The sequence below is a fragment of the Mesorhizobium sp. WSM4904 genome, from assembly GCF_029674545.1.
In the GTDB taxonomy this organism is placed as follows: Bacteria; Pseudomonadota; Alphaproteobacteria; order Rhizobiales; family Rhizobiaceae; genus Mesorhizobium.
Genome location: NZ_CP121354.1, coordinates 1 through 22,830, shown reverse-complemented (window position 1 = coordinate 22,830; position 22,830 = coordinate 1). Strand labels below are relative to the sequence as shown.

Sequence of the window (22,830 nt, the reverse complement as noted above, 5' to 3'; positions counted from 1 at the left end):
CGTATTTGAGACATGTGGCGCGGTCCCATCCCGCGCTTCACGATTTCAGGATTGAAGAAAATGTCCCGTCCAACAACATCAGGCCCCTCCCAGCGCATGCTGCGCGTCGGCGAGCAGGTGCGCCATGCCCTCTCCGAGACCTTGCAGCGCGGCGAGATCATCGATCCGGTGATCGAGAACACCGTCGTCTCGGTCTCCGAGGTGCGCATGTCGCCCGACCTCAAAATCGCTACTGCCTTCGTTTCACCGCTGGGCGTCGGCGACGCCGATTCCGTGGTGGGCGCCCTGAACAAGCATGCGAAATTCATCCGCGGCCGCATCACCGGCGCGCTTCGGCAGATGAAGTACATGCCGGAGATCCGCTTCCGGCTCGATACTTCCTTCGACAATTTCGCCAGGATCAACGAGTTGCTGAAGTCGCCCGAAGTCGCGCGCGATCTCGACGACCAGAATGAGAACAACGACGAGGACGAGGGCTAAGTGGCGCGTCGCGGCAAGAAGAGGGGCCGGCCGGTTTCCGGCTGGGTGGTGCTGGACAAGCCGGTCGGCATGGGCTCGACCGAGGCGGTCTCGAAGATCAAATGGCTGTTCCAGGCGGAGAAGGCCGGCCATGCCGGCACGCTCGATCCGCTGGCCTCTGGCATGCTGCCGATCGCGCTCGGCGAGGCGACGAAGACCGTGCCTTACGTTCAGGACGGCGCCAAGGTCTACCGCTTCACCGTTGCCTGGGGTGAGGAACGCTCGACCGACGACCTCGAAGGCCCGGTGACGAATAGTTCCGGCCAGCGCCCGGACGAGGCCGAGGTGAGAGCGCTGCTGCCGAAATACACCGGTGTCATCATGCAGACGCCGCCGCAATTCTCGGCCATCAAGATCGCCGGCGAACGCGCCTACGACCTCGCCCGAGACGGCGAGACGGTCGATATCCCTGCGCGTGAGATCGAGATCGGACGTCTCGATCTCGTCGAGCATGGTGGCGACCGCAGCGTCTTCGAGGTCGAATGCGGCAAGGGCACTTACGTACGCTCGCTGGCGCGCGACATGGGCCGCGATCTGGGCTGCTTCGGCCATATAGCCGAACTGCGCCGCGTCGAGGTCGAGCCGTTCACGGCGGAGGATTTCGTCACCGTCGCCGAGCTCGAAGCGGCGCGCTTCGGCGGCAAAACTGATGAAGGCCAGGACGAGGCCGGGGCGCCGATCGATTTCAGCGCCATCGACGCGTTGCTGGTCGATACCGCCGTCGCGCTCGATTGCCTGCCGCAGGTCGCCGTCAGCGACGACGCGGCGACCAAGATCCGCCTCGGCAATCCCGTCATCATTCGCGGCCGCGATGCGCCGGTCGAGGCCGACGAGGCATGCGCCACAGCGCGCGGCAAACTCGTCGCCATCGGCGCCATCGAGCAGGGCATGTTCAAGCCCAAGCGGGTCTTTGCCGGTTGACGGCGCTCGGCTGGATCAATTCCAGGATAAAAGTGCGTACGGTTCTCGGCCTGGAATTGCGTAGAGTAGTTTCGGTTTCGATTTCGCGTCCGAGGAGCTCATGGCAAAGGCTGATACCGTCAGGAAACGGGCGCCGCTGAACATCCGCCGACCGCCGGTCGGGGCGTCGCCGGGCACGCTCATTGCCGATCCGGCGGCGCGGCGCAGCGAGCTTCGGCTGACGCTGATCTCGCCCGAGAAATTCAAGACCATCGACAATGCCAGCATCGACGAGCTCAATACCCATTGCGACCGCTGGCCGGTCGTCTGGCTGGACTGCACCGGCCTCGCCAACATCCAGCTGATCGAGGAGATCGGGCGGATTTTCAATCTGCACCCGCTGGCGCTGGAGGATGTCGTCAACACCGGCCAGCGACCCAAGGTGGATTTCTTCGAGGATCATGCCTTCGTCGTCATGCGCATGATCGACGATGTCACCGCCCATCGCTACGAGCAGATCGCGGTGTTCTTCGGCAGGAACTTTGTCGTCACCTTCCAGGAACGTGAGGGCGATCCGTTCGACCCCGTGCGCAAGCGTATCGCGGCGGCCATGCCCAATCGCCTGCGCTCGCGTGGCGCCGACTACCTTGCCTATGCGCTGATCGATGCCATCGTCGACAGCTATTTCCCGCCGATCGAAACGGCCAGCGAATTGGTCGACGGCATCGAGGATCAGATGCTGAACACGCCGCACAAGCACCAGATGCGGCAATTGCATGAGTTGCGGCGCGACGCCAACGTGCTGAAGGGCGTGCTGTGGCCGATGCGCGATGCGCTGGCGACGCTGATCCGCAACGACGTGCCCTTCGTGAAGGCCGAGACCAAGATCTTCTTCAACGACACGCTCGACCATTCGCTGCGGCTGATCGAGCTGGTCGAGAACCAGCGCGACATGCTGACCGGCCAGATCGAGATGCACCTGTCGCTGACCCAGGCGCGCACCAACGATGTCATTTCCTATCTGACGATCGTGTCGGTCATCTTCATGCCGCTCACTTTCCTCGTTGGTGTCTGGGGCATGAACTTCGAGCCGGAAAGCTCGCCCTGGAACATGCCGGAGCTGAAGGCTTACTACGGCTACCCGGCAGCACTGGTGTTCATGTTGATCGTCGCTGTCGGGCTCGTTGCCTTCTTCAAATGGAAGAAGTGGCTGTAGCGGCTGAACCCTCTGTTTTTGCGGCAAGAACCTGCGACAAGCCGGCTTGACAATTGGGCTGGTGTTTTGCCCGGAATTGCACTATATGCGCCGCAGCTTCGCGCCCTGACGCGTTGCTTGCACCGGCCCCTGCTGGACGACATCCCGGCTGTGGGCGTCCCGTTTCCTCGAACAGATAAGGAAAAACACGATGTCGATTACTGCCGAGCGCAAGAAGGAACTGATGACTGAATTCGCGACCGCGAAGGGCGATACCGGATCCCCGGAAGTCCAGGTTGCCATCCTTTCCGAGCGCATCAAGAACCTGACGGAGCACTTCAAGGACCACAAGAAGGATAACCATTCCCGCCGTGGCCTGCTTGCTCTCGTTTCCCAGCGCCGCAGCCTGCTTGACTACCTCAAGCGCAAGGACGACGCGCGCTATCAGACGTTGATCGACAAGCTCGGTCTGCGTCGTTGACGAATTGACCGGCGGGCTCTCTCCGGAGGGTCCGCCGGTCGCGCATTGGCGCATCGGATGGTCCGGTGTTTCGATGCTGAAATGGAGCGAATACGCTCCGGGAAATTCGCGCGTGGCGCGTCTCGGAAACAGGGGTTTTCGACGTCATGCGCAAGGCTGGCCGACCGGTCGGCCAGACCGGTTCCGGAAGTGCAGAGGGCCATTCGGAACCGCCCGTGGACGGTCATGGGGCAGGATTGCAGGATGCTCGCTCGGCTTATGGGGCCGGACTTATCGAGCTTCCCGTTGTCTTGCCCGTGGCTGCCCGAAGGAAGCCAGGGAAGGGATGCGACCGTCGAGACGGCGCGGCCCTTTCCGCATATGAAGGACAAGATATGTTCAATCAGCACAAAGTGGAAATCGAGTGGGGCGGCCGTCCGCTCATCCTGGAAACCGGCAAGATCGCCCGCCAGGCTGACGGCGCGGTGCTCGCCACCTATGGCGAGACCGTGGTGCTTGCCACCGTCGTTTCGATGAAGGAGCCGAAGCCCGGCCTCGACTTCTTCCCGCTCACCGTCAACTACCAGGAAAAGACCTATGCCGCCGGCAAGATCCCGGGCGGCTATTTCAAGCGCGAAGGCCGTCCGAGCGAGAAGGAAACGCTGGTTTCCCGCCTGATCGACCGCCCGATCCGTCCGCTCTTCGCCGACGGCTACAAGAACGACACCCAGATCGTCGTCACCGTCGTCCAGCATGATCTCGAGAACGATCCGGACATCCTGTCGATCGTCGCCACCTCGGCCGCGCTCACGCTCTCCGGCGTGCCCTTCATGGGCCCGATCGGCGGCGCACGCGTCGGCTATATCAACGGCGAATACGTGCTCAACCCGCATATCGACGAGATGGAGGAATCGAAGCTCGACCTCGTCGTCGCCGGCACGGCCGACGCCGTGCTGATGGTCGAATCCGAGGCCAAGGAGCTCTCGGAAGACCTGATGCTCGGCGCCGTCATGTTCGGCCACAAGAGCTTCCAGCCGGTGATCGACGCGATCATCAAGCTGGCCGAGGTCGCCGCCAAGGAGCCGCGCGACTTCACCGCTCCGGACTATTCCGAGCTCGAAGCCGAGATGCTGAAGATCGTCGGCGACGAGCTGCGCGAGGCTTACAAGATCACCGACAAGCAGTCGCGTTACGCCGCCGTCGACGCCGTCAAGGCGAAGGTCAAGGCGGCGTTCGCTCCGGCTGAGGGCGAGGAGGCCAAGTACGCCTCCGAGCAGATCGGCACCGTCTTCAAGGAGCTCCAGGCCAAGGTCGTGCGCTGGAACATCCTCGATACCGGCTCGCGCATCGACGGCCGTGACCTGAAGACCGTCCGCAAGATCGTCTCCGAGGTCGGCGTCCTGCCGCGTACCCATGGTTCGGCGCTGTTCACCCGCGGCGAGACCCAGGCGCTGGTCGTGGCCACGCTCGGCACCGGCGAGGACGAGCAGTATGTCGACTCGCTCACCGGCATGTACAAGGAGAAGTTCCTCCTCCACTACAACTTCCCGCCCTATTCGGTCGGTGAAACCGGCCGCATGGGCTCGCCGGGCCGTCGCGAGATCGGCCACGGCAAGCTGGCGTGGCGCGCCATCCGCCCGATGTTGCCCTCCGCCGACCAGTTCCCCTACACGCTGCGCGTCGTCTCCGAGATCACCGAGTCCAACGGCTCGTCCTCGATGGCGACCGTCTGCGGCACCTCGCTGGCGCTGATGGATGCCGGCGTGCCGATCGCCAAGCCCGTCGCCGGCATCGCCATGGGCCTGATCAAGGAAGGCGAGCGCTTCGCGGTGCTCTCCGACATCCTCGGCGACGAGGACCACCTCGGCGACATGGACTTCAAGGTCGCCGGCACCGCCAATGGCGTCACCTCGCTGCAGATGGACATCAAGATCGATGGCATCACCGAGGAGATCATGGGCATCGCGCTCGGCCAGGCCAAGGACGGCCGCCTGCACATCCTCGGCGAGATGGCGCATGCGATCTCTTCTTCGCGCGCCGAGCTAGGCGAGTTCGCGCCGCGCATCGAGGTCATGCACATCCCGACCGACAAGATCCGCGACGTCATCGGCTCGGGCGGCAAGGTGATCCGCGAGATCGTCGAGAAGACCGGCGCCAAGATCAACATCGAGGACGACGGCACGGTCAAGATCGCTTCGGCGAACGCCAAGGAGATCGAGGCGGCGCGCAAGTGGATCCACACCATCGTTGCCGAGCCGGAAGTCGGCGAGATCTACGAAGGCACGGTCGTCAAGACGGCCGACTTCGGCGCCTTCGTCAACTTCTTCGGCCCGCGCGACGGCCTCGTCCACATCTCGCAGCTCGCCAATGAGCGCGTCGCCAAGACCTCCGACGTCGTCAAGGAAGGCGACAAGGTTTGGGTCAAGCTGATGGGCTTCGACGAGCGCGGCAAGGTCCGCCTGTCGATGAAGGTCGTCGACCAGGCGACCGGCAAGGAAATCGTTCAGGAGAAGAAGAAGCCGGAAGGCGAGGAAGACGCCGCCTGATCGGCTGGACCTGACAATCAGGACGGGCGCGCCGCGAGGTCGCGCCCGTTTTTGTTTGAGAGTTTGAAGGCGATGGCCGCCGAGCCGCTGAAGACCCTGTTTCATCCCTTCGAGGCCGAGGCGCTGCCTCTGCCGCAGAAACAGGCCCGCGTCCTGTTCCTGGGCGCGGAGCCGGGCTTCCGGCTGCCCGACGGCTTCGATGCGGCGCTGCATCTCGTGCAAGGCTTCCGGCCGCATTTCCGCGCCCTGCAGGCGTCAGGCTACACGGTCACGCCGCGGGCGGAAGGTTCTGCCTTCGACGCCGCCCTGGTGCTCTGCGGCCGGCATCGCGGCCAGAACGAGCTGCGCATCGCCGAGGCGATCGAGCGCGTGTCGCCGGGCGGGCTGATCGTCGTCGCGGGCGGCAAGGAGGACGGCGTCGACAGCCTGCGCAAACGCATCGATGGCCTGGTCCCGCTCGCAGCGCACCTGCCGAAACATCACGGCGTCGCCTTCTGGTTCCGCCGGGCCGGCGCGGAGGCGGCCGAGGCGCTTCGTGTCTCCAACCCCGATCTGGTTGTGGAAGGCCGTTTTCGCACCGCTCCGGGCATGTTCTCCTTCGATCGCGTCGACGCGGGGTCGAAGCTTCTGCTGGATAGCCTGCCGCAGGGTCTTGCGGGCAACGCCGCCGATTTCTGCGCCGGCTGGGGCTACCTGGCGGCGAAAGTGGCGGAACGCTCGACGGGACTCTCCGCTCTCGATCTCTACGAAGCGGATTTCGAAGCCCTGGAAGCGGCCAGGCTCAATGTCCGCGGTGCCGTCGAGCCGCGCTTCTTCTGGACCGATCTGCTGACCGAAACGGTCGAACGACGCTATGACGCGATCGTCATGAACCCGCCTTTCCACACCGGCCGGGCGGCGGAGCCGGGCATCGGCGCCGGCATGATCCGTGCGGCGTCGAAGGCGCTGAAACCAGGTGGACGCCTGTTCATGGTCGCCAATCGCCAGCTTCCTTACGAGCAGGTGCTGGCGGCCACCTTCTCCAGCCACGCCGAGGTCGCGAGCGATGGCATGTTCAAGGTGTTTTCAGCGCGACGGTAAGAGCAATTCCAGGAAAAGTGCGCAGCGGTTTTCCGTTCGGAATTGCGGCAAAGAAACAGAGCAAATCCAGGAAAAGTGCGCAGCGGTTTTCCGTTCGGAATTGCGACAAAGAAAACAGAGCAAATCCAGGAAAAGTGCGCGGCGGTTTTCCGCCCGGAATTGCGACAAAGAAAACAGAGCAATTCCAGGAAAAGTGCGCGGTTTTCCGTCCGGAATTGCTTAAAAACAAATAGTTGGAGCGGTTCAGCGTTTCCGTGAAGCGGTGGACGGCTCCAACGCGATGCGCGCGCTACTGCAGGCTGACAATGCGTGCCGGCTCGCGCGTGCTAAAGACGGGCCGTGCCTGGCCGAGCTCGATCTTGAGCGGCGCCGGCCGGCCGTACAGATAGCCCTGCACCACCTCGCAGCCGGCGGCCCTCAGCAGCGTTGCCTGGTTCTCGGTCTCGACGCCTTCGGCGATGATGCCGACGCCGAGCGCCCGCGACAGTCCGACGATGGTCGACACGACCGCACCCGAACTGGAATCGGTGTCGATGCGGCTGACGAAGGAGCGGTCGATCTTGAGCTTGCCGAACGAGAAGTCGATCAGGTAGCTCAGATTGGAATAACCGGTGCCGAAATCGTCGACGGCCACCGAGATACCCATGTCGGCGAGCTGCTGCAGGATGACGGCCGCACGGTCGCGGTCCTGCATCATCGCCGTCTCGGTGACTTCGAGCTCGAGCCGCGACGGCTTGATGCCGGTCGATGCCATGGTCTCGCGCACGATGCCGACAAAGTCCTTGGTCATGAACTGGACCGGCGAGATGTTGACAGCGACGAAGCAATCCTCCGGCAGATATTGAGCGTCGCTGCAGGCCTTGCGCAGCACCCATTCGCCGATCGGATTGATCATGCCGGTCTCCTCGGCGATCGGAATGAACTCCATCGGCGGGATCATGCCGCGTTCCGGGTGCTTCCAGCGTATCAGCGCCTCGTAACCGACCACGCGGCCGGTCGGCATGTCGAATTGCGGCTGGTAGTGGAGGCTGAAGTCGCCGCGGTCGAAGGCGGTCTTCAGCTCGGATTCGATCCATTGCCGGTGGTCCGCCACCCGTCCCATATCGGCGTGGAAGACCGACCAGTTGCCGACGCCGCTTGCGCGCGCATTCTGCAGCGCCAGGTTCGAGCGGCGAAGGATGAGAACCGGGTCGACACCGTCCTTCGGCATCGCCACGATACCGATGGACATGCTGACGGACTGCAGGTGTGTCTGGAGCTGGTAGGGCTCCATCATCTGGTTGATGAGCTTTTCGAGGAACCGTTCGAGAGATCCACGGATTTCGCGGTCTGGCAAGAGCACGGCGAATTCGCCGGCGCCGAGCCGCCCGAGTACGGCATCCTCCGGCATGCTCTCCTTCAGTCTTTTGGTGAAGGCGCGGATCAGCTCGTCGCCATGGCTGTAGCCGATGGCATCGTTGATCTGCTTGAAGCGGTCGATGTCGATATCGATCAGGTAGACCGGTTCGCCGGTCTCGATCGTTTCCGACGCGGCCGCGGCGACCTTGCCGACGATGGCCGGGCGCGACAGCAGGCCGGTCATCTTGTCGAAATGCGTTTCCTTGAAGACGTAGTCGGCCGATTCATCGACGCCCGCGAAGAAGGACAGGGCGGCGCCACCGGCGGAAAGGGCGCACAGCGCGGCGATGATACCCGCCATCGTCTCCGCCGTCATGCCGGCCAGGCCGTCGCCGAAACCGAAACGCAGTCCCCAGAGCCCGAGGATGAAACTGCCCATGCCCGAGCTGGCGATGGTGATAAGCCGGAACAGCGGTGTTCGCTTCGGGTTGCTGACTGTAGACATGCAAGGTCCCTGAACTGCAGGGCCTTTTAGCGGATACCTCCTTAAAATGGGTTTCCGCCAATGCATCCAATTTTACTGGAAGTTTTTGCGCTAGCGAATTATTCGCGGCCGCCGTCGTTCTGCTTCAGTTCCGCGAGCGCCGGCATGGACACGATGTGGTAGCCGGAATCGACATAGTGGATTTCGCCGGTGACGCCCGAAGACAGATCCGACAGCAGGTAGAGCGCCGAGCCGCCGACCTCGTCGATGGTCACCGTGCGGCGTAGCGGCGAATTGCGCTGCTGATAGGAGAACATATGGCGCGCGTCGGACACGCCGGAACCGGCGAGCGTCCGCACCGGTCCCGCCGAGATGCCGTTCACGCGGATGCCGCGCGGGCCGTAGTCGTTGGCGAGATAGCGCACGCTTGCCTCGAGGCCGGCCTTGGCGACGCCCATGACGTTGTAGTTGGGCATGACCCGCACCGACCCGGCATAGGTCAGCGTGATCATCGAGCCGCCGTTCGCCATCAGGGCGGCGGCATTGCGGGCGATCTCGGTGAAGGAATAGCACGAGATCACCATGGTGCGGACGAAGTTGTCGCGGCTGGTGTCGGCGTAGAGGCCCTTGAGTTCGTTCTTGTCGGAGAAGCCGATGGCGTGGACGACGAAATCCAGCCCGCCCCAGGCCTCGCGAAGCGTCTCGAAGGTGGCGGTGACGGAGGCGCTGTCCTCGACGTCGCAAGGCACGACCAGCGGAGCGCCGAGCTTTTCGGCAAGCGGCTTGACCCGCCGCCCGAAGGCATCGCCCTGGTAGGTGAAGGCAAGCTCCGCTCCGTGCTCGGACAATTTCCTGGCGATGCCCCAGGCGATCGAATGATCGTTGGCGACACCCATGACAAGCCCGCGCTTGCCCTTCATCAGCCCGTCCATGTCAGGCAATCCTTATGCGGAATAGCGCTGGAAAATCAGCGTTGCGTTGGTGCCACCGAAGCCGAAGGAGTTGGACAAAACGGTGTCGATCTTGGCGTTGTCGATGCGCTTGCGCACGATCGGCATGCCCTCGAATTCCGGATCGAGCTCCTCGATATGGGCGCTCTCGCCGATGAAGCCGCCCTGCAACATCAGGATCGAGTAGATCGATTCCTGGACACCGGCGGCACCGAGCGAATGGCCGGTGAGGGACTTGGTCGAGGTGATGTAAGGCATCTTGTCGCCGAACACCTCGCGGATGGCGCCCATTTCCTTGGAATCGCCGACCGGCGTCGAGGTGCCGTGCGTGTTGATGTAGTCGACCGGCGTCGTGATCGTGGCAAGCGCCTGCCGCATGCAGCGCACCGCACCTTCTCCCGAAGGAGCAACCATGTCGTAGCCGTCGGAAGTCGCGCCGTAGCCGACCACCTCGGCATAGATCTTGGCGCCGCGCGCCTTGGCGTGCTCCAGCTCTTCCAGCACCAGCACGCCCGCGCCGCCGGCGATGACGAAGCCGTCGCGGTTGACGTCATACGCGCGGGAAGCGGTCGATGCCTTGTCGTTGAATTTCGACGACATGGCGCCCATGGCGTCGAACAGGTCCGACATCGTCCAGTCGAGATCCTCGTGGCCGCCGGCGAACATCATGTCCTGCTTGCCCCACTGGATCAGCTCATACGCATTGCCGATGCAGTGCGCCGAGGTCGAGCAGGCCGAAGAGATCGAGTAGTTGACGCCATGGATCTTGAACCAGGTGGCAAGAGTGGCCGAAGCGGTCGACGACATCGCCTTCGGCACCGCGAACGGGCCGATGCGCTTCGGGCTGCCGTTCTTGAGCGTGGTTTCGGCGGCTTCCACGATGGTCCTGGTCGACGGTCCACCCGAGCCCATGACGATGCCGGTCCGCTCGTTGGTGATGTCGCTTTCGCCGAGCCCGGCGTCCGCGATCGCCTGATCCATGGCGACATGGTTCCAGGCTGCACCTTGGCTCAGGAAACGCATGGCGCGGCGGTCGATCATTGCCGAGGGGTCGAGCGTCGGCGCGCCCCACACCTGGCAGCGGAAGCCATGCTCTGCGAAAGAATTGGAAAAGCTGATGCCGGACTTGGCATCGTAAAGCGAGGCCTGCACCTCATTGGCATTGTTGCCGATCGACGACACAATGCCGAGGCCTGTCACTACGACACGTCTCATTCGCAACTCCTTCCGGCGTATTTTGGCGAAAAACCTAGCCGGTTTTCGCCTTTGATCATACGCAAAATAAACTGCCGCGGTGTCCTTGCGCATCCGGCGGACGCGCGAGGCTCCGTGGCGATGGCGATCAAGCGGCCGACTGCTTGGACAGGCCGACCTTCAGATCCGTTGCCGCGTATATGGGTTCGCCATCCGCCTTGAGCCAGCCATCGGCGATGCCGAGCACGAGGCGGCCGCGCATCACGCGCTTGAAGTCGACGCCATATTCGACCTTCTTGACCGACGGCGTCACCATGCCCTTGAACTTCACCTCGCCGGTCGACAGCGCCATGCCCTTGCCGGGCTCGCCGAGCCAGCCGAGATAGAAGCCGGTCAATTGCCACATGGCGTCGAGGCCGAGGCAGCCCGGCATGATCGGATTGCCGATGAAATGGCAGGCGAAAAACCAAAGATCCGGCTTGATGTCGAATTCGGCGCGGATGAAACCCTTGTCGAAGGCGCCGCCGGTCTTGCTGATCTCGGTGATCCGGTCGAACATCAGCATCGGCGGGTAGGGCAGCTGGGCGTTTCCCGGTCCGAACAGCTCGCCGCGGGCGCAGGCAAGCAGTTCCTCGTAATCGTAGCTGGACTTTTGACCCGCCATAAACTTCCGTCCCCGTTTTCGTTCCGGGCGGCAGGGCGCCCTCGGTCGTTGGTTTCCTAACACACTCTGTTTGTGGCCGGAAACCGGCGTTTGCGCTTAACCCGTGCGCCTGCCTGGGTCAATGCGCGCTATTGATCGCATTTGGACGACAGAATATATGTCGGGAGGTGTCCAGTTTTTGGCGATGACGTCTTTTTGCCATTCTGGGCCTGTCTATGGGGCTGAGCCACGAGCTTCGACGGGATAGATGGATTCGGACTGCCGGAAGGAAAGTGTCGCTGTGGACAAGCGGGTTCGCGAAGCCGGCCTGAGGCCGACGCGCCAGCGCATTGCGCTGGCCGATCTGCTTTTCGCCAAGGGCGACCGTCATCTCTCGGCCGAGGAACTGCATGAAGAGGCGATCGCCGCCGGCGTGCCGGTTTCGCTGGCGACCGTCTACAATGCGCTGCACCAGTTCACCGAGGCCGGGCTGTTGCGCATCCTCGCGGTCGAGGGGTCCAAAACCTATTTCGACACCAACACCTCGGATCACCATCACTTCTATGTCGAAGGCGAGAACCGGATCTTCGACATCGCCAGCGGCCCGGTGAGCGTATCCAACCTGCCGGAGCCTCCGGAAGGCATGGAGATCGCCAATGTCGACATAGTCGTGAGGCTGCGCCCAAAGCGCGTTGATTGATCCCTGGCGATGCGGCCCGTCGATCTCGCGATCCGCCTGGAATGGGTCGCGGCCGCAGTGGCGGCAATCGTCGTCTACGCAATGACGGGCGTGTCCTGGTGGCTGTTTGCGCTGCTCATCCTGGCGCCGGACCTGTCGATGCTGGGCTATCTCGCCGGGCCGCGGGTCGGCGCCGTCGCCTATAACGCCCTGCACATCCTGATAGCTCCGCTCGTGCTGGTGCTTGCGGGCGTGCTGTTTGCCGGTCCCATCGCAACTGCGGTAGCGCTCATCTGGATCGCCCACATCGCCATCGACCGTGCCCTGGGCTACGGCCTGAAACTGTCCACCGGCTTTCAGGACACGCATCTCGGCCGCATCGGGCGCTAGACCATGGTCCCGAAAAGTGGGAACCGGTTTTCGGAGAAGACCATGCTCCAACAAAGAGTTAGATCAGGATGGCGACTCAACGAAACGTCATCCTGATCTAGACCATGATCCCGAACCGAAGGACCGCATCAGGAAAAGTGGAAATCGGTTTTTGCTGCGCTGACCTACGGTTCGGACAAGATCATGGTCGAGACAAAATAGTCAGTTCTTGAACTTCTCGCCCGGATAGGCGCCCCAGACCTGCGACTGGGCCATCCAGCCGGTATGGCCGTCAAAGGTCATTTCGCACCATTGACCGTCGCATTTCTTGATCGAGCCTATCACCCCCGGCTCGATGATGGCGATGACGTTGGCGTCCTTGTTGGGATCGTCGAGCAGATTGATTCGCCCGCCCTTGCCGCGCTGCCACGGCGCGACGATCGCCGTGCGGCGGCCGGAAAGCAGCGACTGGTTGATCCAGCCCTCCGAGCCGTCGGCATCGCGCACGCGGCGCCAGGTGTCGAATTCCTGGATGACTTCCATCGGCAGCCCGGCCTTCATGTACATCCAGTTGACGGAATAGTTGGCACCGGGGCCGACGCGCGAGTTGACGCGAGCTGGCTTGAGGCTGACGAAGCGCGGCAGCGGCAGTCCGCTTGGCCCGAGCGTCACCGTTTGCGCCGGTGCCGCCGCGCTCTGCGCGGATGCCTGCGGAGCACCAAGCAGGGCGCCGAGAACGGCTGCGCTGAAAGCCAGGCGAAGCGACGCGAAACCAGACACTTTCATTCCTTTCGGCGCCCGTCCGTCGGGATGAGCGCCCCTTTTTCTTTGTCTTCGGCGGCACCGCTTGTTACAGGAGTGGGCTGATACCGCGATCGGCTACAAGTTTCGCCGGTCTTGGTTAAAGAGGTCTCAACGAGATCGGTTTCGAGGAAGCTTCGGGGATACAATGGCAGGCAAAAAACGGCCCCTCGTCGTCATCACGCGCAAGCTGCCCGATCCGGTCGAAACCCGCATGCGCGAGCTGTTCGACGCGCGCCTCAATGTCGAGGACCGGCCGATGACCCAGCCGGAACTGGTCGCGGCGGTGAAGGAAGCCGACGTGCTGGTCCCGACCATCACCGACCATATCGATGCCGCGTTGATCGCCCAGGCCGGCGAGAACCTCAAGCTGATCGCCAATTTCGGCAACGGCGTCGACAAGATCGATGTCGCTGCGGCGGCCAAGAAAGGCATCACCGTCACCAACACGCCGAATGTGCTTACCGAAGACACCGCCGACATGACCATGGCGCTGATGCTTGCCGTGCCGCGGCGACTGGCCGAAGGCGCCAATGTGCTCACCGGCGAGAAGAAATGGGCCGGCTGGTCGCCGACCTGGATGCTCGGCCGCCGCATCTGGGGCAAACGCCTCGGCATCGTCGGCATGGGCCGCATCGGCACGGCGGTAGCTAGGCGCGCCAAGGCCTTCGGCCTGTCCATCCACTACCACAATCGTCACCGCGTGCTGCCTGCGGTCGAGGAAGAGCTGGAAGCGACGTATTGGGAAAGCCTCGACCAGATGCTCGCCCGCATGGACATCATCTCGGTCAACTGCCCGTCGACGCCGGCGACTTTCCATCTCTTGTCCGCCCGGCGCCTGGCGCTGATGCAGCCCTCGGCCTACATCGTCAACACTGCGCGCGGCGATATCATCGACGAAGAGTCGCTGGTCAAGCTGATCCAGGACGGCAAGATCGCTGGCGCCGGCCTCGACGTCTACGAGCATGAGCCGGCGCTGAACAGCAAGCTCCTGAAACTTGCCACCAGGGGCAAGGTCGTTCTTCTGCCGCATATGGGCTCGGCCACGCTCGAAGGCCGCATAGACATGGGCGAGAAGGTGATCATCAACATCCGCGCCTTCTTCGACGGCCACCGCCCACCGGACCGCGTGCTGCCGCTGAGGACCTGAAAGCATCGCGGCTGATCAGGCGGCGACGGTAACGGCGCCGTCTCCGGCGACTTTCACCATGGCTCCGCGATAGGTGTCGAACACACCACGTCCGAGCCGCACCGCCATCGGCGTCGCCCAGCCCATTTCCCGGGCGACGATCAGGCCGAGCAGAAGAATGGCGTCGGGCTCGTGCAGCACCAGGGCCGCCGGCGCGCGGCCATTGTGGACCAGTTCCATCAGCACCGCCGAAGCGGATGACGAGCCGATCGTGCCCGGTAGGAACAGCACGCGGCCGGAAATCACCTCGCCATGCTGCGGGTGGCGGACATCGGTGATGCGGCCGGTCTTCGGGTCGACACCGCCCCAGAAGCTGATCGGCGCCGTCAGCACCAGCGCTTCGCCTTCGCCGGCCTTGCCCGGCACCAGGATTTCGGCGGCGGCGCTCATGCGGCGATATCCGTGAAGCGCGGCATGCCGAGAACCGCGCTTTCGACGCAATCGGCGAGCGAGGCATAGAGCGCCGCATAGCCGGTGTTGCCCGGAGCGTAGTGCGCGAACTTGCCCGAATTGGTCATCAGCACGCCGCCGGCCAGCTCCGGCATGATCGGCGTCACCACCACGCAAGTGTCGGCGACGATGACGACCCCGCTTGCTTCGAGCCGCTTCCGTCGCCCGCCCTGTTCCAGCGAGGCGAGAACATGCCGGCCGGTGCAGGCGTAGATCGGCACGGCGAGCCGTCTTCCAGCGATCAGCCGCTCCAGCATGGCGAACTCGGCATCGGACAGGTGCGGGCTGCCGATCGCGACCGCGTCGATCGTCCTGGCTGCCGCGGCAGTCGACAGGTCGGCGCGCGCCTTCGCCACCATCTCGGACGTGACGCGGATAATCGCGTCCGGCTTCGGTTCGGCCAGAATGGCTCCGACATCAGGCGCCTCGGGCGTGACGCCTGCAATGTGGAACAACCCGACCGCGCCGGATGATGCGGCCGCGGCGCCGAAGGCTTTCAGCGCGTCCTCGCCGGGGTGATTGGCGATACCGGCGACGACGCCGATCGCATTGCCGACCTCGCGGCCGTAGAGGCTGCCCAGCACCGGCCAGGCGATCTCGGAAGCGAGGAAGGAAGGGGAAAGGCCGGAGACGTCGAACACCAGCCGCGCCCTGCGGTTCTCCGGCCAGTGCAGGCCATAGTCCGGCGCCCGGCCGGTGATGGCGCAGGCTATGTCGAGGAAGTCGCCGTAGCGGTTCGTGCGGGCGCCCAGCACCGAGTTGCAAAACACCACCGCATTGGACTCGCCCCATGCGACATCGCTGCCTTGCGCCGGTCTGTGTCCGGCCTGATAGGGCGCGCAGGTCCAGCTCTGCTCGCAGCCGAGCTTGCGATAGGCGTCCATCATCCGTCGCGCCATGCCGCGCTGCGGCTCCTCCAGGCGAATGCGCGAGCAGCCCATCAGGTCGAGCGCTCCGACATTGAGCGTCGAGCGCACCGCGACCCTGGCGCCGCCTTCGACCAGCCGCTCGGCGAACAGCGTGCCGGAATCGCCGTGATAGAGCGCCCCGTCGATATGCGCCGAAGCGATTGGGATCAGCCGCTGCGCCCCGAGCAGCCGCGCGCTCTCGGCGACGATGCGCATCGCCGTCCCCGCGCCGTCCTTGCCGGCGGCTATTGCCTGTTCCTCGGGGCTGAGAGCGAGGCTCAAGACAGCACCTTGCGCATGGTGATCGAGGTCGGCCTGTCGTATCCCGCATGCGCCGTGCGCCCGGTCTCGCGAAAGCCGAGCCGGGCGAATGCCGCGTGGTTTGCGATGAGCTCGATGCGGGTCTGCAGCTCGATGACGTATTTGCCGTGCCGGCGGGCAAGATCCTCCACGGCCTGCATCAGCCGTCCGCCTATGCCCCGCCCCTGAAGGCTGGGCTCGACGGCAAGCTTGCCGACATAGAAATCCTTCGCCCGCTCCAGCGCGAACACGCAACCGACGATCTGGCCGTTCTCCACGGCCAGGAACGCCGTCTCCTGCCCCGCCTTGCGCCTGAGGCCTTCCGGGGTCAGCAGATGCGCCGAGGATGGCGGGTCGATCACGCCGTCCATATAGGCGAAGGCGCGCAGGATCAGCGCCAGCAACTCGTCCCACCGCGCGAAATCCGGCGGAAGCTCGGTGACGAGGAGAGCGGCGGGCTGGTCCATCGGTTCAGGCCGCCTTGTAGCGGACTGTGTCGAAGCGGGCGGTGAGGCCGTCGTAAAGCAGCAGCCGGCCGACCAATGGTTCGCCGATCCCGGCGATCAGCTTTATCGCTTCCATCGCCTCCAGGGTACCCACGACGCCCGTCAGCGCGCCGACGATGCCGGCAACGGCGCAGGATGGCACCAGCCCTTCGGGTGGCGCTTCGGGGAAAAGGTCCCGGTAACTTGGATTGCGCTTGCCGTCGGCGCCCGTTTCGTACGGCTTCAGCACCGTCACCGAGCCGTCGAAGCGGCCGACGGCGGCGGTGACCAGAGGTTTCTTTTCCAGGGCGCACGCATCGGCCAGCGCATAGCGCGTCTCGAAATTGTCGGAACCGTCGACAACGACATCGTAGCGCGCGACGAGGGCAGGGGCGTTTTCAGCCGTCAGCCTGAGGCGATGCGGTTCCACCGCGACATTGGGGTTGATGCGCATGATCGCGGCCGAGGCGCTGTCGGTCTTCGCCATGCCGACCGTGTCGGTATCATGGATCACCTGCCGCTGCAGGTTGGAAAGCGAGACCGTGTCGTCGTCGACGATGCCAAGCGTGCCGACGCCGGCTGCGGCAAGATATTCGAGCACAGGCGCCCCCAGTCCGCCGGCGCCGATCACCAGCACTCGCGCCCGCTTCAGCTTCTGCTGGCCGGCGCCGCCGATTTCGGGCAGCACGATGTGGCGGGCGTAGCGTTCGAGTTCTTCGTCGGTCAGGGCGGCATTGGTCATGGCCGGACCTTATAGCTGGTGCAACGCCTTGTCATGTACGGGCAAGGCGAAGCCTTGTCCCGCAGGGCAAGATACGGGCAAGGCGAAGCCTTGTCCCGCGGGGCAGATACGGGCAAGGCGAAGCCTTGTCCCGCGGGGCAGATACGGGCAAGGCGAAGCCTTGTCCCGCGGTAGTGTGCTGAGAGTTCTGCAAATTCGCTGAGAGAGGGCGGTCATGGCAGGCTGGTGATTGTTCACGTCACCTGATTCCCGCGAAGGAACGCCACCATGACCAAGATCGAAGATAAATCCGCCATAGCTGCCGTCAAAGACATTCTGCTTTCGAACCCGGATGGGCTGCACGAAGTGATCCGCGCAGTGATGCAGGAGGTCCTCGAGGCCGAGATGGACGAGGCGCTGGGCGCTTCGAAGAGCGAACGGACACCGGAGCGGCTCGGCTATCGCTCTGGGTATTACGGCCGCACGCTTGTCACCCGTGTCGGCAAGCTGGAGCTGCGGGTTCCGCAGGACCGGCAGGGGCGCTTCTCCACCGAGCTGTTCGAGCGCTACCAGCGCTCCGAGCGGGCCTTGGTGGCGACGCTTGCCGAGATGTACGTGCAAGGCGTGTCGACCCGCAAGGTCAAGGCGATCACCGAGGAGCTGTGCGGGCATGCCTTCTCGGCCTCGTCGATCTCGGCCATCAACAAACGGCTGGACGAAAGCCTGAAGGCCTTTGCCGAGCGCCCGCTTCAAGAGCCCTTTGCTTACCTCGTGCTCGATGCCCGCTACGAGAAGGTGCGCGAGGCCGGCATCGTCATGAGCCAGGCGGTGCTGATCGCGGTCGGCATCGACTGGGACGGGCGGCGCCAGATCCTGGCCGTGGAGATGGCCAATCGCGAGAGCCGCTCGGCCTGGAAGGACTTCCTCGTGGCGCTCAAGGCGCGCGGTCTTAGGGGCGTCGAGTTGGTTGTCTCCGACGACCATGCCGGTCTGGTCGCGGCGATCGGCGAGGTGATTCCGGAAGCGGCCTGGCAACGCTGCTACGTGCACTTCCTCAGGAACGCGCTCGATCACCTGCCGCGCAAGCACGGCGACGACTGCCTGCAGGAGCTCAGATGGCTCTACGACCGGCGCGATCTCGCCGAGGCCAAGGCCGATCTCGCCGCGTGGCTGGCCAAATGGTCGGGCCGCTATCCGCGGCTGACGACGTGGGTGGAGGAGACCATCGAGCGCACGCTGACCTTCTTTCGCCTGCCGCGCCAGCACCACAAGCACCTGAAGTCGACCAACATGCTGGAACGCCTCAACGAAGAGATCAGGCGCCGCACCTATGTCGTGCGCATCTTTCCCAACGCCGAAAGCTGCCTGCGCCTGGTCAGGGCGCTGGCCGTCGAAACCAACGAAAACTGGATGGAGGCCAACCGCTACATCAACATGGACGACCTGCGCGAGCATAAGAAGCTCGCTCTGCGCCAAGCCGCATGACCAGCCTCATGGCCGCCCCTTTTTGCAGAACTTGACGCACACAACCTGTCCCGCGGGGCAGATACGGGCAAGGCGAAGCCTTGTCCCGCAGGGCAGATACGGGCAAGGCGAAGCGTTGTCTCGAAGGGCCGGCGCCGACGCCCGTTGGGTTCTTCAAGGTCAGCCGGTCGGTCCGACGCTGCCGTGATCGACCGTCAGGAATTGCGCCCGCCCGGCGAGGCTGGAAAACAGCGCCGCGTCGGTGCCGGTCATGAAGGCCTGGCAGTTCAACTCCTCGAGGATGGAAAACAGCGCAGCGCGCCGCCCGCCGTCGAGATGCGCGGCGATCTCGTCGAGCAGCAGAATCGGCGTCAGTCCCGACATCTCGCCGGTCAGCCTTGCGTGTGACAGCACGATGCCGACCAGCAGCGCCTTCTGCTCGCCGGTCGAGCACAATTCGGCCGGCATCGACTTCGGCCTGTGCCGGACCACGAGGTCCGAGCGATGCGGTCCGTCGAGCGTGCGGCCGGCGGCGCGGTCGCGCTCGCGGCCATTGGCGAGCATCGCCCGGAACCGCTCCTCGACGTCGACCGCCGGCGCGACGGCGATTTCGGTCTCCAAGTCGCCGGAGAGGCTTATGTCGGCCTGCGGAAATGGGCCGCTGCCGGGCAGCTTTTCGATCATGGCGGCAAGCAGCCGCACCAGTTCCGCCCGCGCCGCCGCGATCGCCACCCCGGTTTCGGCCATCTGCGTCTCGATCGCGTCGAACCAACCGCTGTCGCGGGAACCCTCCGTAAGCAAACGGTTACGGCCGCGCATCGCCTTTTCATAATCCAGCGCCCGCTGGCCGTGGCTGGGGTCGATCGCCAGCACAAGCCGGTCGAGAAAGCGGCGACGATCGGCGGCCGGCCCTGGAAACAAGCCGTCCATCGCCGGTGTCAGCCAGATGACCCTCAGCCATTCCAGCATATCCTCCGCCGACTTTGCCGGCGCGCCGTTGATGCGAACGCGTCTGCCGCCTTCTCCAGCGCCGTCGCCGCCGGAAATGCCGGTGCCGATTTCGACTTGGCCCTCCGGTCCCTCGACCCGGGCATGCAAGGCAAAGCCGCCATCGCCGCCTTCGCGCGCCACGTCGGCATAGGGCGCACGGCGGAGCCCGCGTCCCGGCGTCAGCAGCGAGATGGCTTCGAGCAGATTGGTTTTGCCGGCGCCGTTGTCGCCCGACAGCACCACGGCGCCGGGGCCGAGCTCGAGCGAAAGTCCCGCGTAGTTGCGAAAATTGGTAAGCGTAAGCTTACTTATATGGGTCTGTTCCGGCAACCGCTATCCGCCCGTGCAAGCCGCCGCAATCATCGCTCCATCGCCAGCCGGCGCGACACCGGATGCGGCTACACCCGCATCGGCATCAGCACGTAGAGCGCGGTCTCGTCCGCCATGTCGTGGATCAGCGTCGGCGAGCCGGCATCCGCCAGCATGAATTTCGCTTCCGAGCCGGTGAGCTGGGCCGCGACATCGAGCAGGTACTTGGCGTTGAAGCCGATCTCGATCGGATCCGACGAATAATCGGCCGCCAGCTCCTCGGTGGCGCTGCCCGAATCCGGATTGTTGACGGCGAGCGTGAGCTGGCCGTCGTTGATCGACATTTTCACCGCGCGGCCGCGCTCGGACGAAATGGTCGAGACGCGGTCGACGGCGGCGGCGAAGCTCTGACGGTCGATGATCAGCTTCTTGTCGTTGCCGGTCGGGATGACGCGCTGATAGTCGGGGAAGGTGCCGTCGATCAGCTTCGAGGTCAGGATGACGCTGCCGATGGTGAAGCGGATCTTGGTATCCGACAGCTCCGTCGTCACCGCCACATCCGGATCGTCGACCAGCTTCTGCAGCTCGCTCACAGTCTTGCGCGGGATGATTATGCCGGGCATGCCTTCGGAGCCTGCCGGCGCGTCGATCTCGGCGCGCGCCAGGCGGTGCCCGTCGGTCGCGACCGAGCGCAGCTTCAGCTTGCCGCCCGCTTCATGCGTGTGCAGGAAGATGCCGTTGAGATAGTAGCGCGTCTCTTCGGTCGAAATGGCGAACTGGGTCTTCTCGATCAGGCCCTTGAGCGCCACCGAATCGAGCCGGAAGATGTGCGAGAAGGAACCGGCCGAAAGCTCGGGGAAGTCCGACTGCGGCAGGCACTGCAGGCGGAAGCTGGACCGACCCGACGTCACCGTCATGGCATTGCCGTCCTCGTCGGTCTTCAGCATCACCTCGGCGCCGTCGGCGAGCTTGCGCACGATGTCGTAGAGCAGGTGCGCCGGGACCGTCGTCGCGCCGCCGCGCTCGACCTTGGCGGGCGTGGCTTCCGTCACTTCGAGGTCGAGGTCGGTCGCTTTCATTTCGAGGCTGGCGCCTTCGGCGCTGAGCAGCACATTCGACAGGATCGGTATGGTGTTGCGCCGCTCCACCACGCGATGAACGTGGTTGAGGGACTTCAGGAGGTTGGACCGTTCCAGGATAACACGCATGACGAAACAGGCTCGCTTCAATGAATGAGCGGGTCACCAGGGAGCGGCGTCCCGCGAAAGCTCCGAAAAGCTCAGAATCTATGTAAGCTGACAGTAAAAACCCTGCAAACGCAAGCCCGCGGCACCGGTCCCGGCCGGTTGCGCGGGCTTTCTGGGGATAAAGCCGGTGAAGCGCTCAGGCCTGCTCGTTGATCAGCCTTCTGAGCAGTTCGAGCTCCTGCGCCAGCGTGTTGTCGGCACCGGAAAGGTCCTCGATCTTGCGCACGGCATGCAGCACCGTCGTGTGGTCGCGGCCGCCGAAACGCCGTCCGATCTCCGGCAGCGAGCGCGGCGTCATCACCTTCGACAGATACATCGCCACCTGCCGCGGCTTGACGATGGTACGCGTGCGCCGGTTGGAGAGCAGCTCCGTCTTCGACACGTTGTAGTGGCGCGCCACGATGCGCTGGATGTCCTCGATGCGCACCCGCTTCGGCTCGCCCGAACGGTAGATGTGGCCGAGGATCTCGTCGATGCGGTCGAGGGTGATCTGCGGCTCGAAGGACTGGCGGAAGAGAAGTTGGTTGAAGGCGCCTTCGAGTTCGCGTCCGCTGCCGGTCACCGTACGGGCGACGTGATCGAGAATCTCGTCCGAGATGTCGAGCGAGGCATCGTCGATCTTGGCCGTGGCAAGGCGCAGCTTCAGCATGCCGAGGCGCATGGCGAAATCCGGCGCCGACATTTCGAGCGCCACGCCGCCATTGAGGCGCGACCGCACGCGCGGCTCCAGCGATTCCAGTTCCGACGGCGGCCGGTCGGCGGCGACCACCACCTGCTTGGCGCTGTCGAGCAGCATGTTGATGAGATGGCAGAATTCATGCTGGATCGACTTGCCCTGCAGGAACTGCATGTCGTCGATGATCAGAAGATCGATATCGCGCAGTTGCTCCTTGAGGGTGAGTGCATTGTTGTCGCGGATCGCGGTGGCGAAGCGCCACATGAAATATTCCGCCGTCAGATAGACCACGCGCGATTTCGGGTTGTGGCGCAGCGATTCCGCCGCGATCGCCTGCAACAGATGCGTCTTGCCCAATCCGACGGTCGCATGAAGGAAGAGCGGGTTGAAGCGCACCGCGCTCGACTGCGATTCCGCCACCGCCTTGGCCGCCGCGAACGCCACCCGGTTCGAGGGCCCTTCGATGAAGGAAGCGAAAGTGTAGCGCGGGTCGAGCGGCGACCCCAGCACGTTGTGGCGGAACTCGGTCTCCGCCGGCACGCCTTGGCGAGGCGCCGGCGCCCGTTCCACCCGGCCGGCGCTCGCGGTGCCGGCGGCGAGCGCCGTCTGCGTCTGCTTGGTCATCTTGCGCGCCGGCGCGATCTCCGGCTCGACATTGTTGCGGCCCTGCCGCGTGGCGGTCCGCACGACGATTTCGATCTTGAGAACGTCGGAATCCTCATGTCTCCAGAGTTCGGCGATGAGGTCGAGATAGTGGCCGTTGATCCACGACCGCAGGAAGGCCGTGGGCACGGAGATACGGACGATGCCGCGCGACGCCTCGGCAACCTTCATGCGGCCAAACCAGCTCGAATAGACCTCGGCTCCCAGACGCGCCTTCAACTGGGCCTTGACCCGCTCGAACTTCTGTTCAGCGTCGCTGGATGCCGCCAT

General features: G+C 64.2%; 23 protein-coding genes. 11 read left to right on the top strand and 12 right to left on the bottom strand.

Annotated features, from left to right (window positions below; all coding sequences use genetic code 11):
• Positions 1 to 60: 60 nt before the first annotated feature.
• The 7 genes from rbfA to QAZ47_RS00085 all read left to right on the top strand — a co-directional run bounded on the left by rbfA (position 61) and on the right by QAZ47_RS00085 (position 6,933).
• Positions 61 to 480: a 30S ribosome-binding factor RbfA gene (gene rbfA, locus QAZ47_RS00115; protein WP_278232067.1), complete on the top strand. Its 420-nt coding sequence runs from the start codon at positions 61 to 63 to the stop codon at positions 478 to 480.
• A complete protein-coding gene (gene truB, locus QAZ47_RS00110; protein ID WP_278232066.1) occupies positions 481 to 1,440 on the top strand; it encodes a tRNA pseudouridine(55) synthase TruB in 960 nt (319 codons plus the stop codon).
• A 100-nt stretch (positions 1,441 to 1,540) separates the two neighbouring features.
• Positions 1,541 to 2,635, top strand: coding sequence for a magnesium/cobalt transporter CorA (corA, locus tag QAZ47_RS00105; protein ID WP_278232065.1), 1,095 nt, complete (start codon positions 1,541 to 1,543; stop codon positions 2,633 to 2,635).
• 148 nt (positions 2,636 to 2,783) lie between these two features.
• A complete protein-coding gene (rpsO, locus tag QAZ47_RS00100) occupies positions 2,784 to 3,095 on the top strand; it encodes a 30S ribosomal protein S15 (protein ID WP_347405196.1) in 312 nt (103 codons plus the stop codon).
• Between the two features lie 374 nt (positions 3,096 to 3,469).
• A complete protein-coding gene (gene pnp / locus QAZ47_RS00095; RefSeq protein WP_278232064.1) occupies positions 3,470 to 5,620 on the top strand; it encodes a polyribonucleotide nucleotidyltransferase in 2,151 nt (716 codons plus the stop codon).
• A 72-nt stretch (positions 5,621 to 5,692) separates the two neighbouring features.
• On the top strand, positions 5,693 to 6,700 hold the full coding sequence (locus tag QAZ47_RS00090; protein ID WP_278232063.1) for a class I SAM-dependent methyltransferase: 1,008 nt from the start codon (positions 5,693 to 5,695) through the stop codon (positions 6,698 to 6,700).
• Positions 6,701 to 6,717: 17 nt separating this feature from the next.
• On the top strand, positions 6,718 to 6,933 hold the full coding sequence (locus QAZ47_RS00085) for a hypothetical protein (protein WP_278232062.1): 216 nt from the start codon (positions 6,718 to 6,720) through the stop codon (positions 6,931 to 6,933).
• 56 nt (positions 6,934 to 6,989) lie between these two features.
• On the opposite strand, the gene QAZ47_RS00080 is transcribed toward QAZ47_RS00085, so the two are convergent.
• The 4 genes from QAZ47_RS00080 to fabA form a co-directional block, all read right to left on the bottom strand.
• Positions 6,990 to 8,543 (bottom strand): bifunctional diguanylate cyclase/phosphodiesterase, encoded by a 1,554-nt coding sequence (locus QAZ47_RS00080; protein ID WP_278232061.1) that lies wholly within the window; start codon positions 8,541 to 8,543, stop codon positions 6,990 to 6,992.
• Between the two features lie 98 nt (positions 8,544 to 8,641).
• A complete protein-coding gene (gene fabI, locus QAZ47_RS00075) occupies positions 8,642 to 9,454 on the bottom strand; it encodes an enoyl-ACP reductase FabI (RefSeq protein ID WP_278232060.1) in 813 nt (270 codons plus the stop codon).
• A 12-nt stretch (positions 9,455 to 9,466) separates the two neighbouring features.
• Positions 9,467 to 10,687 (bottom strand): beta-ketoacyl-ACP synthase I, encoded by a 1,221-nt coding sequence (gene fabB, locus QAZ47_RS00070; protein WP_278204925.1) that lies wholly within the window; start codon positions 10,685 to 10,687, stop codon positions 9,467 to 9,469.
• A 127-nt stretch (positions 10,688 to 10,814) separates the two neighbouring features.
• Positions 10,815 to 11,330: a 3-hydroxyacyl-[acyl-carrier-protein] dehydratase FabA gene (fabA, locus tag QAZ47_RS00065; RefSeq protein ID WP_278232059.1), complete on the bottom strand. Its 516-nt coding sequence runs from the start codon at positions 11,328 to 11,330 to the stop codon at positions 10,815 to 10,817.
• A gap of 247 nt (positions 11,331 to 11,577) precedes the next feature.
• Here fabA and irrA point away from each other — a divergent pair, with 247 nt between their 5' ends.
• Both irrA and QAZ47_RS00055 read left to right on the top strand, forming a co-directional pair.
• A complete protein-coding gene (irrA, locus tag QAZ47_RS00060; RefSeq protein WP_278076108.1) occupies positions 11,578 to 12,009 on the top strand; it encodes an iron response transcriptional regulator IrrA in 432 nt (143 codons plus the stop codon).
• Positions 12,010 to 12,018: 9 nt separating this feature from the next.
• Entirely contained in the window at positions 12,019 to 12,378 is a 360-nt protein-coding gene (locus tag QAZ47_RS00055) for a DUF4260 domain-containing protein (RefSeq protein WP_278204924.1), read from the top strand.
• Positions 12,379 to 12,579: 201 nt separating this feature from the next.
• On the opposite strand, the gene QAZ47_RS00050 is transcribed toward QAZ47_RS00055, so the two are convergent.
• Positions 12,580 to 13,137, bottom strand: a complete 558-nt coding sequence (locus QAZ47_RS00050) for an SH3 domain-containing protein (RefSeq protein WP_278076111.1) — start codon at positions 13,135 to 13,137, stop codon at positions 12,580 to 12,582.
• A gap of 169 nt (positions 13,138 to 13,306) precedes the next feature.
• Here QAZ47_RS00050 and QAZ47_RS00045 point away from each other — a divergent pair, with 169 nt between their 5' ends.
• Entirely contained in the window at positions 13,307 to 14,308 is a 1,002-nt protein-coding gene (locus QAZ47_RS00045; protein ID WP_278076112.1) for a D-glycerate dehydrogenase, read from the top strand.
• A gap of 15 nt (positions 14,309 to 14,323) precedes the next feature.
• Here the strand turns inward: QAZ47_RS00045 and QAZ47_RS00040 are convergent, their stop codons facing one another.
• Genes QAZ47_RS00040 through QAZ47_RS00025 form a run of 4 tightly spaced genes read right to left on the bottom strand, consistent with a single transcriptional unit; the run spans position 14,324 to position 17,232 of the window.
• The gene (locus QAZ47_RS00040; RefSeq protein WP_278232058.1) at positions 14,324 to 14,737 is read right to left on the bottom strand and encodes a DUF126 domain-containing protein; all 414 of its coding nucleotides are present in this window, start codon (positions 14,735 to 14,737) and stop codon (positions 14,324 to 14,326) included.
• Positions 14,734 to 15,987 carry an aconitase X catalytic domain-containing protein gene (locus QAZ47_RS00035; RefSeq protein ID WP_278232057.1) on the bottom strand — a complete coding sequence of 418 codons (1,254 nt, stop codon included), beginning with the start codon at positions 15,985 to 15,987 and terminating at the stop codon, positions 14,734 to 14,736. The genes QAZ47_RS00040 and QAZ47_RS00035 overlap by 4 nt, the downstream gene beginning before the upstream one ends.
• Positions 15,984 to 16,472, bottom strand: coding sequence for a GNAT family N-acetyltransferase (locus tag QAZ47_RS00030; RefSeq protein WP_278232056.1), 489 nt, complete (start codon positions 16,470 to 16,472; stop codon positions 15,984 to 15,986). Before QAZ47_RS00030 ends, QAZ47_RS00035 begins: the two co-directional genes overlap by 4 nt.
• Positions 16,473 to 16,476: 4 nt before the next feature.
• On the bottom strand, positions 16,477 to 17,232 hold the full coding sequence (locus tag QAZ47_RS00025; protein WP_278232055.1) for a molybdopterin-synthase adenylyltransferase MoeB: 756 nt from the start codon (positions 17,230 to 17,232) through the stop codon (positions 16,477 to 16,479).
• Between the two features lie 267 nt (positions 17,233 to 17,499).
• On the opposite strand from QAZ47_RS00025, the gene QAZ47_RS00020 reads away from it, so the two are divergent.
• Positions 17,500 to 18,696, top strand: coding sequence for an IS256 family transposase (locus tag QAZ47_RS00020; RefSeq protein WP_278203348.1), 1,197 nt, complete (start codon positions 17,500 to 17,502; stop codon positions 18,694 to 18,696).
• A 159-nt stretch (positions 18,697 to 18,855) separates the two neighbouring features.
• On the opposite strand, the gene recF is transcribed toward QAZ47_RS00020, so the two are convergent.
• From recF to dnaA, 3 genes are all read right to left on the bottom strand, one after another.
• The gene (gene recF / locus QAZ47_RS00015; RefSeq protein WP_278232054.1) at positions 18,856 to 19,995 is read right to left on the bottom strand and encodes a DNA replication/repair protein RecF; all 1,140 of its coding nucleotides are present in this window, start codon (positions 19,993 to 19,995) and stop codon (positions 18,856 to 18,858) included.
• A gap of 68 nt (positions 19,996 to 20,063) precedes the next feature.
• Positions 20,064 to 21,182: a DNA polymerase III subunit beta gene (dnaN, locus tag QAZ47_RS00010; RefSeq protein WP_278076118.1), complete on the bottom strand. Its 1,119-nt coding sequence runs from the start codon at positions 21,180 to 21,182 to the stop codon at positions 20,064 to 20,066.
• A gap of 175 nt (positions 21,183 to 21,357) precedes the next feature.
• On the bottom strand, positions 21,358 to 22,830 hold the full coding sequence (gene dnaA / locus QAZ47_RS00005; protein ID WP_278204918.1) for a chromosomal replication initiator protein DnaA: 1,473 nt from the start codon (positions 22,828 to 22,830) through the stop codon (positions 21,358 to 21,360).